We start from the raw sequence: 12,942 nt of genomic DNA on the forward strand, positions 1-12,942 counted from the left end.
CCTCTTATATAAATATATGAAAGGGTATTAAACCCTTTCATATTTATTTTAATGCTTCGATTGCTTTAGCAATTTGTTCAATAAAACCTTCTTTATCAAGATCTCCTTTTGCATAACTTTCATATATTGGTCCAAGAGTACCCATTCCAAAACCATCAGGCATATCATTTTGTAACCAAGTATAAGATCCATTTTCTTTAGCCATCCATTCAGTGACATTAGCTGATAATGGTGTGGTTGGCTTTAAAGTTACATTGTTAAAAGCAGGCACCATTTTTGCTTCATTAACCATATAGTTGTGCCCTTCTTCACTTGTTGCCATATAATTTAAGAAGTCTTTTGCTGCTTCTATATTTTTGCTGTCTTTATTAATTACATAAAATGAAGGTGCCCCAATAAATATCGCATTATGCTCACCCTTTACAGAAGCATGAGGTGCAAAACCCATTGGAAAATCTACACCGTTTTGTACAAACCATGGATCTATCCAGTTGCCTTGATGAATAAATACGGACTTACCAGTTGCAAATTGCCCAACTTGTGAGTCATAATTCCCTGTAATAAGAACCGTTTCATCTGCATATTCGAATAACAACTCAACCCAATCAGCATATTCTGTCAAGCGTTGCATATCAACTTCGCCATTGTTCAGCTTATCAAGTACTGTTCTATCTCCATATGGAAGCCCTGCAGAAAGATATCCATTGAAATTATGAAGCCCTGTTACCCATCTCATATCAGGTCCAGCAGCCATAGCTACTACTGAATCAATTCCCAATTCTTCTTTCATACTATCAATTTTTTCAAATGCTTCTCTATAAGCATCTTGGCTTGTTAAAGTTGCTGGGTCTACCCCTGCTTTATCAAGTAAATCTTTATTGTAAGCTAAACCCCAAGCTTCAACCGATACTGGAAATCCGTAAACTTTTCCATCTACAGTAAATTCAAGATCAGTTAAATCAATCCATTCGTCGTCTGTAAATTCAATAATTTTTGAATTCCAAGTATTATAACCACCCATACCTTCTATTACAAAAATATCTGGTTCTCTATCAGATTGAAATTCTGCTTTTAAGCTATCCTGATAAGGTGTGTCTCCTCCTGTTGTTTTTACAATAATCTTATTACCTGTTGCTTCTTCATATTGTTTAGCAAATGCAGTTAATTGTTCACCTATTTCTACTTTGTTCTGATAAATTACAACTGACATATCTTCCTCATTACTAGATGTTGTACATCCTGCTAAAAGTGAAATCGTTAACACTAAACTCATTAGTAATAATACATAACCTTTTTTCATTATTATCCCCCTTTAATAATTGAGTGTGCTGCAACGGTACCTTAATTACATTATATGTAACCGGTTACATAATTGCAACTATTTTTTATTTATTTTTTAATATAAGAAATTCATATGGTCCAATTTGCACAAAATCATCTGTTAAATTCAACTCCTTTCCTTGTAATAATTCGACCATATGAGCATTTATGCCATGCCTTATTAACTGTGATGTGCTTAAAAATTGTCTATCCTCCGAAAAATTAAATATCAATAGTAAGTTATCATCATTTTCTTTTAATTGCTGAATAACTAAAATATGTTTGTTATCAACTTGGATTGCTCTTTCGTTTTTTATGCTACTGTCTAAATTGATTTCTTTCCTGATATTAATTAGCTTTATTAGATTATTAAAAATTACTCTCTCATATGAATCGCATTTTTCAGTATTATATGATTTTTCCCAATTGAATTTTTGTCTATGAATCCATCTAGAATCATGTTTTTTATCAGGATCATTCTTATATTCATAATTATTTAATAAGCCTATTTCATCGCCACTGTATATCATTGGAATACCTTTTCTTAAAATAATAAGTGAATTTATTAGGTTTATTCGTTTTAGTGCTAATTCCAACTTATAATTATCTTTTTCTAACAATGCCTTTTCTAGACCAGCTAAACTAGCAAGCGTTCCACAATTTCTGGCATCTTTAGTGACAGGATCATACTCATATAGCTCTCCAATAGAAAAACTGTCTTTATAACTCCCCAAGTAAAAATCAATCAGAAATTGTTTATGCAAAAATGGATCAAACCCGAGTCTCCTTAAATTATCTTCATTTAAGCCCCATCCTATATCATCATGACACCTTGCGTAATTTATCCATTCAGTAGGCAAATTGTTGTTAACGATTGGCATTTTAGATATATGTCTTGCATCTCTTGTTGCTAAAGAATTCCAAATCTCAACCATATATGATGCATTGTACAAAAGATCGCATTCTAAACTAGCTTCACTGCCGAAATATCTAGTAATTATTTCTGGGGCTACTATCGACTCACCTAATAGAACTGTAGATGGAGAATATTGAGCCAAAATAGTTCTAAATATTTTTAATATTATATGTACTTCTGGTAAATTTCTACATGAAGTGCCTATTGTTTTCCATATATATGGAATAGCATCTAATCTTATCATATCTACACCCAAATTAGTGTAGTATAATAATATAGAAGTCATTTCTTCAAGCACTTTAGGATTTCGATAATTCAAATCCCATTGAAAATCATAAAAAGTCGTCATTACCCACTTATCAAGGTCTTTAACGTAGGTGAAATTTCCAGGTGCAACTTTAGGAAAAACTTGATTCATAGTAGCTTCATATTGTCTTGGTATCGTATAATCATCATACATAAAATAATAGTCTTGATACTTTTTATCTCCAGATTTAGCTTTAATTGCCCATTCATGATCATCGGAAGTATGGTTTATAACATAATCAATACAAATTCTAATTCCATTATCATGAAAAATTTTTATTGCTTTCTTTAAAGATTCTACGTTTCCTAATTTTGGATTTACTTCTCTATAATCACGGACAGCATACCCACCGTCATTTTCTCCATTTCTAGGTTGAACTAAAGGCATTAAATGAATTAAGGTAATTCCGAGATTTTTGAAATATTCTGTTTTACTCACTAGTCCTTCAATGTCATTATTGAATAAATCTACATAAAGCATCATACCTACTGTATTAGCTGAATGTATCCATTCTGGTGAGTTAGATATCAATTGATTTTCTTCTCGTAATGAGTAGTTTTTTATTATCATTTCTAAAAGGCTATTGAAATCAGAAATCCTATCTGGATATAACTTCAAATAATCATCTAATATAAGTTCTTTTAATTTATCAATGTTTAGCGCCAAATCTCTTCCTCCTTTATAATAATTTTATGTAACCGGTTTCATGATGTCAATACATTTTTACTCAACTTTTATAAATTTTTTTGTAAAAAAATATTGACATTTTATAACTTATATGATATATAATAATTAGCACTCAGGAAGTGAGAGTGCTAATAAAAATAAAATATTAATAAAATTAAAGGGGGTTGTTACTATGGCTGGCTTAATTCCTTTCAACAGAAGAAGAGATTTAGCTACAAGAGGTTCAGGAATTGATGAATTCTACAATATGTTAGATGACTTCTTCACAAGTGATTGGCCATTTAGAAGAAGCCTTGAAAGCGACACCTTTAAGTTAGATGTTGTTGATAACGGAAATGAATATCTTATAGAAGCAGAATTGCCAGGTGTAGATAAAAAAGACATAAATATTGAAATGGTTGATGGTCGATTAGAAATATCTGTTACAAAAGATGAAAGTAAAGAAGAAAAAGATAAAAACTATATTCACAAAGAAAGATATTACAGTTCAATGTCTAGATCTATATATCTAGCTGATGCTAAAAATGAAGGATTAAAAGCAAAATTAGAGAATGGGGTATTGAAAATAACCGTCCCTAAAGAAGAAATAAAAGAGAATAAAGTAAAAGTAGCTATCGAATAATGAAAAGAGCATTTATGCTCTTTTCATTATTTTTTGTATTACATAAATATGATTAAATTGTGATAATTATGTGTATATAATTAACTAAAGATATCAATTATAGGAGGTACTAAAATGACTTCTTTAAAACAGTTTGCATCAAACATCGCTGTTAATCAAGTTATAAATTACATAGATAAAAACCCTAAGGAAAACCTTAACAAGATATTAAATCTTAGTGAAAAGTTCTTAACAAATCCAAGAGATATAAAAGTGCTGTATATGTTAAGAAACGCAGTGAGCAATGAAGATAGTAATTGGAAACAATTAACAGACAGGTTCTTTGAACAGACTACCTTGAATTGTCAAAAAAAATTTATCAATAATTTTTTAATCAATTCAAATATATATGGAACTCAATTGAGAAATGAAAAAAAAGCTGAGTTAGAAATATCAATACCATGGGCAATATTGATGGATCCTACTTCTAGATGTAATCTCAAATGCACTGGATGTTGGGCAGCAAGCTATGACCAAAAAGATGATCTTTCATATGAAACAATGAATAGAATCATAAACGAAGGAAAAGAATTAGGAATTTATGTTTACCTTTTCTCTGGTGGTGAACCTTTTATTAAGATAGATGAAATTCTCAAATTATGTGAAGAACATCAAGACTGTTACTTTACTTGTTTTACTAATGGTACACTGATTACAAAAGAAGTTGCTAAAAAAATTGCAGAAGTAAGTAATTTTGCACCTGGAATTTCAATCGAAGGTTTTGAAAAGGACACAGATTTTAGAAGAGGAAACGGAACTTATAAAAAGGTCCTTCAAGGGATGGACAATCTCAAGGAGGCTGGGGTAATTTTTGGTACATCTATGTGTTATCATCATTATAATTACAAAGAAATTGTTTCAGAAGAATTTATTGATTTTCTAATAGATAAAGGCGCTTACTTTGTATGGTTATTCACATATATGCCAATAGGAAAGGATGCTGATATTGATCTTTGCGTAAGACCAGATGAAAGAGCTTATATGTATAGAAAAGTTCATGCTCTTAGAAATGAAAAACCAATATTTTTAATGGATTTTTGGAATGATGGTGAATATGTAAATGGGTGTATAGCTGGAGGAAGACAATATTTCCACATAAATGCCCATGGAGATGTAGAACCTTGTGCATTTGTTCATTACTCAGATACAAATATTAAAAATGTATCTTTAATTGAAGCTTTAAATAGTAATATATTCAAAGCTTATCAAAAAAGACAACCATTCAATGAAAATCACTTAAGACCATGTCCTATTCTTGATAATCCGAATTATATAGTAGAGATTGTTAATGAAAGTGGTGCAATCTCAACTCAACCAATTGATAAAGAAAAGCCTGAGGAGCTTTTTGAAAAATGTTCCATTATAGCTGATAATTGGGCAAGTGTAGCGGATGATATATGGTATGATAAAAAAATAAAACAAAATAGATAAATTTAAACAACCCTATTGTACAGGGTTGTTTTTTTGTTCATCAAGTTTTTCATATATTTTTTGTTTAATATCAATAACTTGATCTATCAAACTTTCTAGTTTGTCTTTTGTTAATTTAGGATATATTTTAATTAAATATATCTGTCTATTTTTAATTCTTGTAGCTAAATTTAAAATTTTATTGTTTAATAGTTCATCCTGAATTTTTTGCAAATTTAATTCACCTGCTATATTTTTTAATTCAGCTAGAATATTCTTTAGCTCTATAAGCGAACTAATAGTTAAAGTTACATCTACCACAAACACAATTAGTGTTATATTATGAATAATTACAAGTGTAGGTAAACTAAAGATTGATAAAAACATTTCTATGGTTGGCTGTAAGAACTTTATTAAGATTATTGTAGCAATTCCCCATAGAATTGAAAATTTGAGTGATATGTAGCCTTTTATATTAAATTTATCATCACTATAATCCCACCACTTATTGCCAAATACCTTTTCTAGTATTAGCCCAGTTATAAATTCAATTAATGAAGCTAATATTGCCCCAGCTAAAAAAATTAAGATTGGATTTTGAGGTAATCTATTTAATAAAGTTATCATAATAATTGCGGCTACTCCATATATAGGGCACCATGGACCATTTAAAAAGCCGCGGTTGACAAGCTTTTTTTCAGTATATATATGAAATAATACTTCTACAACCCAGCCAAGCATTGAATAAATAATAAAATATAAAAAATAATTAAAAAATATCTCCCTGTAGTTCATATTACACCTCTTTAAATCTAGTAGTTTTTAATATACCTTCCATATTGTTTCTTTTATCCCTATTAAGAATTATCATATCAGTCTGCTTATAATACTATAGCATTTGGTAAATATTATCAATACATTAAATAACTATAAATTATAATAGTATTCTCTTTTTGTTTAATACATGATAGCTTATTGTATTAAATTTTGGGTATACATAATATAAATAAATATACATGGAGGTGTATAATTATGTTTGAAGGTAAAGTAGCTATTGTTACAGGCGCTAGTGGTGGCATAGGCAGTGCGGTTGTAAAACAATTAAGTGAGAAGGGTGCAAAACTTACTCTTGTAGGAACAAGTCAAGAAAAGTTAGATAAATTAGCAAAAGATTTAAATTTGAAGGAAGGTCAATTTATTGCCGTTCCTGCTGATGTATCAAAAGAAGAAGATGTAATAAACTATGTAGAAAAAACTATTGAAGCTTTTGGCCAAATAGACATATTAATAAACAATGCTGGTTATGAAAGCAAAGTTACGCCAATTGTTGACACACCAATCGATGACTTTAAAAGGGTAATTGGAATAAATGTAGAGGGAGTTTTCAATGGGATGAAATATGTTCTTAAACATATGATTCCTAGAAAATCAGGCGTAATTGTAAATACTGCTTCTGTTGCTGGTTTAATGGGTTCTCCCGGGCTTGCTGCATATACTGCAAGTAAACATGCAGTCGTAGGTTTAACTAAAACAGCAGCTCTAGAAGTTGCACAATTCGGAATTCGAGTTAATGCTGTTGCTCCTTCTCCAGTCGATAACAGAATGATGAGATCAATAGAAGATGCAATTACTGGCGGTAAGGGTGAGATGGCTAAAAAAGAGTTTGAAAAAAATATCCCTCTAGGTAGATATGCTACTAATGAAGATATCGCTAATATGATAATCTTTTTAGCATCAGATCAAGCCTCATTTTTGACAGGAGGCATTTACAGAGTAGATGGTGGTATGGGAGCTAAATAAAGCACTGCTTTTGCAGTGCTTTTTTCCTATTGCAATCTTTCGTAATGATGGATAAAATATAATTGAAAATAATTATTGCATAGGAGAATTAAAATGAATTTAATTTCCATTCTAAAAATAAACAAAGTTAATGAAGATTATTTTGATTATGTCGATACAGTTTATGACTTGATTAACCACCCTAAAGTAAAATCTATGAATGAATATATTCAGCATGGGGATATAACAACACTAAATCACTGTTTAAACGTTTCTTATAAAAGTTTTTTGATAAGCAAAAAATTAAATCTAGACTGTAATTCATGTGCTAGAGCTGGTCTTCTACATGATTTTTTCTTGTATGATTGGCATAATCATGAACCCATGGATACACTCCATGGATTTGCTCATCCACTCATAGCATTAAGAAATGCTGAAGAAAATTTTCAATTAAATGAATTAGAAAAAGATATAATAATAAAACATATGTGGCCATTGACTTTAAAGTTGCCCAGACATAAAGAATCATATATAGTGTGTTTCGTAGACAAATACTGTTCGTTAACAGAAATTGTCATTAGTAACTTAAATAGAATTTACCATTGGAGCTTAGTTAAAAAGTCATTTGTAAAAAATTTGCTAAAATTTAGCTAGACTCTGAACTCGTAACCATAGTTACTGATGCAATTACGATTAGAGCTCCAAATAATTGAATGCCGCTTAATTTTTCATCATAGATTATAAAGCTACTGATAAAAGTTACCACAGGTATTAAATTTAGAAATATCGAAGCTACTGAAACTGATGTATTATTTAAAGCATACAGATAAATATAATTTGCTATGGCAGAACAAATTATTGCTAAAAACAAGAAATTGATTAATATATTGAAATCCATTAGTTCCCATTTAACTTCTTCAAAAAATAAAAATGGGATAAAGCCTATACACCCAATAATGCTTTGATAAAATGCGATTGTTATATCAGAATATTTTTGAAATAACGGCTTAGTTACTACAATGTAAATTGCAAAAGAAATTGCAGATAAAAACATCAATAAATAACCAACTAAACTGCCTCCTTCTAACTTTGCCCCAATCACTAGAAATACACCAATTATAGACAATATTATGCCGCTTATAACAATAAAATTCATTTTTTTCTTTAGTATTAATTTTTCAATTATAGCTGCAAAAACTGGCAACATAGCGACTATGATCGATGCATCATTTGCACTTATTCTCATCAAACCGTTATTCTCTAAAATATAATAAATAGTTATACCTGTTAGTCCTGCTACAATTAACAATGGCAGGTCTTTTTTATCTATTTTCTCATTTATACCTAACATTTTAATTAATAAAAATTGTATAACACCTGCAATTAAAAATCTATAAAACGCTAAACTAACCGGCGGAAAAACTGTAAGAGATATTTTAATGCTCAAAAAAGATATTCCCCACGCTAACACTGTTATTAATAAAAATACAATAGATATTATCTTCTTCTTGTCCATTTTCACATTCTCCCAGATTTTAAGATTGAAATCAAAAGCCAAAACCCTAGAACACCTGCGAATAAATAACCGCCTAAGCCCAATATCGATATATCCATAATCTTTGGCCCTAAATTTCTATTTAGTATAAGTGAAGAACTAAGGATTATTGCAGAAACTATGATAGCAAAAACAACTCTATTTATCATTCTATTTGTTTCGCTAATTATTTCATCAAGATCTTTAACATTTAATCCCAACTTGGTATCATCATTATTTATCTTTTCTATCAATTTCTGCAAAGACACCGGTATCTTTAGACCTGCTTTATATGCCAAATAACTTTCCAATAAATTTTCCCTTAACTCTTTCTTTAAATTATCACTATTCATTAATTTCGACTTTACATATGGAATTACTATATCCATCATTGTTATAGTTGGATCTAAAATAGTCACAAGTCCTTCTACCGTGAGTAAACTCTTAGAAAAAATTACCATATCTTTTGGCATTTTTATATGATTTTTCTTTGCTACATTAAAAATTTCTTCCATAACTTTAGATAACTCAATCTCTTCAAGTGAACTCTCAATATATTTGTCATATATCATTGAAATGTCTTTTTTTAAATTTAATTTATCTATATCTGAATTAAAATCCCCTATCCTGATAACAGCATTTGTCATCATATCCAAGTCCTTCATTGCAATAGCGGTTATTAGGGCATTGAACTTTCTTCTCAAACTAATTTCTAAAAATCCCATTATACCGAAATCAAGGTATGCTATCCTGTTTTTATAAATCATCAAATTTCCTGGGTGAGGATCACCGTGAAAAAATCCATCTTCCAGTACCTGTTTCATGTAATTTTGGACTAGTTTTACAGCTATATCATTCAAGTCATAACCTTCTGAATTTATCTTATCTATATCCGATATTTTAATGCCTTTTACATATCCCATTGTCAAAATCTTCTCAGTTGTATAATCTCTATAAACTTCAGGGCAATATATATATTTTACATCTTTATTATAATTTCTAAACTTATCCATATTTTCAGCTTCAACTAAAAAATTCAACTCGTTTATAGCGCTTTTTTCAAGTTCCTCAATTACATTGTCAATATCTACTAAATCCTCAGGTATTACTCTCTTAATAAATCTCGATATTCTCTTTAAAATATGTATATCCCCAAGCATTTTTTCTTTAATGTAAGGTCTTTGAATCTTAACAGCTACTTCCTCTCCAGTAAGGAGTAAAGCAAGATGAACTTGTGCCATTGATGCTGAAGCTAAAGGAATTTCATATATTTTTATAAAAATATCTTCTATATTCTTATTAAGCTCTTCTTCAATGATTGGTTTTAAATAATTAAACTCTTCAGGTTTCACATCATCTAGCAGTTTATTAAACTCTTCAATATATGGACCTGGGATTAAATCTGGTCGTGTTGATAATATTTGGCCAATTTTAACAAAAGTTGGGCCAAGTTCTTCAAATGCTTTTCTCAACTCATAAGGATTATTAAACCCCTGTATTCCATTATTTAAACCATGTTTAACAAAAACTGCTATGATCTCTCTAAGCCTAGAAGTTGTCCTAGTGTTATCCATTTTATCACCTGCATTTGAAGAATACCCTGCAAAATGCAGGGTATTCTATTATTTGTTTTCTAACTTATCAAGTCTAGTTTTTAATTCTTCAATATCTAGTTTCGTAGCTAAATTAAGTTCAGCTATTATTTCTTTTACGTCTTCCTTTGTCAATAAAGCATCTTTAGTAATGTTCTTTGTCATTTTTCTTTTTAGCTCTTCATTGAGTTCTTTGCCTTGTTTTACAGTTAACTCACCTTTTTTTACAAGTTCATCAATAATCTCAGTAGCTTTTTCGTAAGTAAAAGCTAAACTCCCAATCCCAGCTAGCAAAATATTACTTAAATTAAATTCCATAATATCGCCTCCTTTCATATATCTTACTTTCAAAAAAATACTCTGTCAAGTTTTATATGCATTAAACCCTCATTGATATTGTTTATTCAGTTTAAACGCATCTAATTGAGATATGAGCATTCCAGCCAACATCAATCCACAGCCAACATATCCTCTTATATCCAAACTTTCGTTAAGAAATAATATCCCTCCAATTACTGCAAAAACCGCCTCCATGCTCAATGCTATAGCTGCTGGGCCTGCTTTTGCATTTTTTTGTGCTACAACTTGCAAGGTATATGCTACTCCAACAGAAAGAATCCCACCGTAAAGTATCGGTGCATAAGCCGAAACTATTGATGAAACCTCTATATTTTCAAATAGCAAAGCTACTATAAATGAGAGCAATGAACATGTTGCAAATTGTATCTGTGATAGCCTAAGTGGATTTACTTTATTTGAAAATTCTCCAATTAATATTATATGCATAGCCCAAAAAAAGGCTCCTATAAGTTGTAGTAAATCTCCAAACCCAATAGTTAAGTCCTCTTTCACGCTTAACAAATATAATCCAATAACCGCAATAACTGCACCTATCCATATATTTTTACTTGTTTTTTGTCCAATGAAAATTCCTATGATTGGTACCAATATTATGTATAAACTCGTAATAAAACCTGCTTTTGCGGCAGTTGTATATATTAAACCAACTTGTTGAAGACTAGATCCAGCAAATAAAAAGATTCCTGCAATTATTCCGTATTTTATTACTCTCTTATCAATTTTCCTATCGCTCTCATTAGAATAAAAAATTCTTATGGCAGGTATTAACGAAATACTACCTAATAAAAATCTAACTGCATTAAATGTGAATGGCCCAATATAATCCATTCCTACTCTTTGTGCGACAAATGCTAATCCCCAAATTGCTGCTGTTAAAAGCAATAATAAATTAGACTGAATCTGTTTGTTCTTCATTTGTTCCCCCCTATTTAAGATTTTCTATAAAATTACATATAATCATTATAATATTATATTAATAATTTTAGCACTTTTATACATAACATCAATAGGATTGACAATATTTGTATTAATATATAGAATTTATATAATATTAAGTATATTTTAAACAGAGGTGATACTATGGTAAAATTTGCTGACAGAATTCTAAAAATACCTGATGATCCGCTAAATGAAATTATGAAATTGTCATCAGATAGAGATGTCATATCATTTAGCTTAGGTAGCCCTTCAAAAGAAGCATACCCGACACAATTTATAATAAACGCTACAAATAAGCTTCTTACCGAAGATCCTGTGAGTATATTATCTTATGGCCTTCAAGAAGGATATGTGCCATTGAGAAAAAATTTCATTGAACATATTGCAAAAAAAAGAAATATAAATGCAAAGTTAGAAAATGTTTTAATAACTACAGGAGCTACACAGGGAATTGAGCTTGTGTCTCAAACTTTTATTCAAGATGGCGATGTAGTATTAGTTGAATCTCCAACTTTTTTCGCTGCATTACCTGTATTTAAAAAATATGGTGCAACAGTAATTCCCGTGAAGATGGATTATGAAGGCATTGACTTAAATGATTTAGAGACTAAATTAAAAAAATATAATCCTAAGCTATTATACATAATACCCACTTTTCAAAATCCAACTGGCATTTCTTTATCCAAAGAAAGAAGAATTGACATCTGTGAATTAGCTGATAAATACAAAACTGTAATACTAGAAGATGATCCCTATTACGATCTTAGATTTATTGGAGAGCCTGTACTGCCAATTAAATCTTTTGACAAATATGATAATGTGATATACCTGAGTAGTTTTTCTAAAATACTAGCACCAGGACTTAGAGTTGGAGTAATCGTTGCCAATAAAGAGATAGTTGAAAAATTGGTTCTAGCTAAAAGTGGCGCAGATACAAATACAAGTCTTTTATCTCAAGGTATATGCTCAGAATTTCTAGAAAGTGGGTTCTATGAGTCGCATTTAACTGAAATTTTTCCACTGTACCTAAATAGACTCAACAAAATGGTGGACTGCATAGAACAGTTCTTCCCTGAGAATATACAAATGATTAAACCAGAAGGAGGACTTTTTATTTGGCTAGGGCTACCCAATAAAATTGATACACAAGCATTACTTCAAATATCATCTCAAAAATATAAAGTTTCATATGTTCCCGGCTCTATTTTTTTCATAAATCAATCAGAATGTAAAAATTATATTAGACTCAATTTCTCTTCAAATGATGAATCCACAATCGAGCTTGGTATGAAAAGATTGAGTATGGTTTTTAAAGATTATATCAGTGGCTTGTCTTTTTAATGATATAATTCCCAATCCACTGTATGATGACCACAAATAAAATCATTACAATCATTGTAAAAAACCCTACTAAGCTTATTATTGTAATAGCACTCG

General features: G+C 30.1%; 12 protein-coding genes. 5 read left to right on the top strand and 7 right to left on the bottom strand.

Features of this window, described 5'->3' with window-relative positions:
* Positions 1-43 precede the first annotated feature (43 nt).
* Positions 44-1,300, bottom strand: coding sequence for an ABC transporter substrate-binding protein (locus E4100_RS04185; RefSeq protein WP_135270789.1), 1,257 nt, complete (start codon positions 1,298-1,300; stop codon positions 44-46).
* A gap of 85 nt (positions 1,301-1,385) precedes the next feature.
* Positions 1,386-3,209, bottom strand: coding sequence for an alpha-amylase family glycosyl hydrolase (locus tag E4100_RS04190; RefSeq protein WP_135270790.1), 1,824 nt, complete (start codon positions 3,207-3,209; stop codon positions 1,386-1,388).
* A gap of 193 nt (positions 3,210-3,402) precedes the next feature.
* On the opposite strand from E4100_RS04190, the gene E4100_RS04195 reads away from it, so the two are divergent.
* Together E4100_RS04195 and E4100_RS04200 are read left to right on the top strand one after the other, a co-directional pair.
* The gene (locus tag E4100_RS04195) at positions 3,403-3,852 is read left to right on the top strand and encodes an Hsp20/alpha crystallin family protein (protein ID WP_135270791.1); all 450 of its coding nucleotides are present in this window, start codon (positions 3,403-3,405) and stop codon (positions 3,850-3,852) included.
* Positions 3,853-3,966: 114 nt separating this feature from the next.
* Entirely contained in the window at positions 3,967-5,322 is a 1,356-nt protein-coding gene (locus tag E4100_RS04200) for a radical SAM/SPASM domain-containing protein (protein WP_135270792.1), read from the top strand.
* 12 nt (positions 5,323-5,334) lie between these two features.
* On the opposite strand, the gene E4100_RS04205 is transcribed toward E4100_RS04200, so the two are convergent.
* On the bottom strand, positions 5,335-6,096 hold the full coding sequence (locus E4100_RS04205; protein ID WP_135270793.1) for a putative ABC transporter permease: 762 nt from the start codon (positions 6,094-6,096) through the stop codon (positions 5,335-5,337).
* Positions 6,097-6,333: 237 nt separating this feature from the next.
* Between E4100_RS04205 and E4100_RS04210 the strand changes: the two genes are divergently transcribed.
* Both E4100_RS04210 and E4100_RS04215 read left to right on the top strand, forming a co-directional pair.
* Entirely contained in the window at positions 6,334-7,101 is a 768-nt protein-coding gene (locus E4100_RS04210; RefSeq protein WP_135270794.1) for an SDR family NAD(P)-dependent oxidoreductase, read from the top strand.
* 93 nt (positions 7,102-7,194) lie between these two features.
* Complete coding sequence (locus tag E4100_RS04215) at positions 7,195-7,734, top strand: HD domain-containing protein (RefSeq protein ID WP_209315260.1); 540 nt, start codon at positions 7,195-7,197, stop codon at positions 7,732-7,734.
* On the opposite strand, the gene E4100_RS04220 is transcribed toward E4100_RS04215, so the two are convergent.
* The 4 genes from E4100_RS04220 to E4100_RS04235 form a co-directional block, all read right to left on the bottom strand.
* The gene (locus E4100_RS04220) at positions 7,727-8,596 is read right to left on the bottom strand and encodes a DMT family transporter (RefSeq protein ID WP_135270795.1); all 870 of its coding nucleotides are present in this window, start codon (positions 8,594-8,596) and stop codon (positions 7,727-7,729) included. The genes E4100_RS04215 and E4100_RS04220 overlap by 8 nt on opposite strands.
* A gap of 2 nt (positions 8,597-8,598) precedes the next feature.
* Positions 8,599-10,188, bottom strand: coding sequence for an ABC1 kinase family protein (locus tag E4100_RS04225; protein WP_135270796.1), 1,590 nt, complete (start codon positions 10,186-10,188; stop codon positions 8,599-8,601).
* Between the two features lie 48 nt (positions 10,189-10,236).
* On the bottom strand, positions 10,237-10,524 hold the full coding sequence (locus tag E4100_RS04230) for a phasin family protein (protein WP_135270797.1): 288 nt from the start codon (positions 10,522-10,524) through the stop codon (positions 10,237-10,239).
* 69 nt (positions 10,525-10,593) lie between these two features.
* Positions 10,594-11,481: a DMT family transporter gene (locus E4100_RS04235; RefSeq protein ID WP_135270798.1), complete on the bottom strand. Its 888-nt coding sequence runs from the start codon at positions 11,479-11,481 to the stop codon at positions 10,594-10,596.
* A 165-nt stretch (positions 11,482-11,646) separates the two neighbouring features.
* Between E4100_RS04235 and E4100_RS04240 the strand changes: the two genes are divergently transcribed.
* A complete protein-coding gene (locus tag E4100_RS04240; protein WP_135270799.1) occupies positions 11,647-12,846 on the top strand; it encodes an aminotransferase-like domain-containing protein in 1,200 nt (399 codons plus the stop codon).
* Positions 12,847-12,942: the final 96 nt, after the last annotated feature.

Origin of the sequence: Soehngenia longivitae (assembly GCF_004684055.1) — a bacterium.
Classification (GTDB): Bacteria; Bacillota; Clostridia; order Tissierellales; family Tissierellaceae; genus Soehngenia; species Soehngenia longivitae.

Coding starts and splice junctions, on each gene's coding strand:
- E4100_RS04185 (WP_135270789.1), bottom strand. CDS start 1,300: ATGAAAAAAGGTTATGTATTATTACTAATGAGTTTAGTGTTAACGATT.
- E4100_RS04195 (WP_135270791.1), top strand. CDS start 3,403: ATGGCTGGCTTAATTCCTTTCAACAGAAGAAGAGATTTAGCTACAAGA.
- E4100_RS04200 (WP_135270792.1), top strand. CDS start 3,967: ATGACTTCTTTAAAACAGTTTGCATCAAACATCGCTGTTAATCAAGTT.
- E4100_RS04205 (WP_135270793.1), bottom strand. CDS start 6,096: ATGAACTACAGGGAGATATTTTTTAATTATTTTTTATATTTTATTATT.
- E4100_RS04210 (WP_135270794.1), top strand. CDS start 6,334: ATGTTTGAAGGTAAAGTAGCTATTGTTACAGGCGCTAGTGGTGGCATA.
- E4100_RS04215 (WP_209315260.1), top strand. CDS start 7,195: ATGAATTTAATTTCCATTCTAAAAATAAACAAAGTTAATGAAGATTAT.
- E4100_RS04220 (WP_135270795.1), bottom strand. CDS start 8,596: ATGGACAAGAAGAAGATAATATCTATTGTATTTTTATTAATAACAGTG.
- E4100_RS04225 (WP_135270796.1), bottom strand. CDS start 10,188: ATGGATAACACTAGGACAACTTCTAGGCTTAGAGAGATCATAGCAGTT.
- E4100_RS04230 (WP_135270797.1), bottom strand. CDS start 10,524: ATGGAATTTAATTTAAGTAATATTTTGCTAGCTGGGATTGGGAGTTTA.
- E4100_RS04235 (WP_135270798.1), bottom strand. CDS start 11,481: ATGAAGAACAAACAGATTCAGTCTAATTTATTATTGCTTTTAACAGCA.
- E4100_RS04240 (WP_135270799.1), top strand. CDS start 11,647: ATGGTAAAATTTGCTGACAGAATTCTAAAAATACCTGATGATCCGCTA.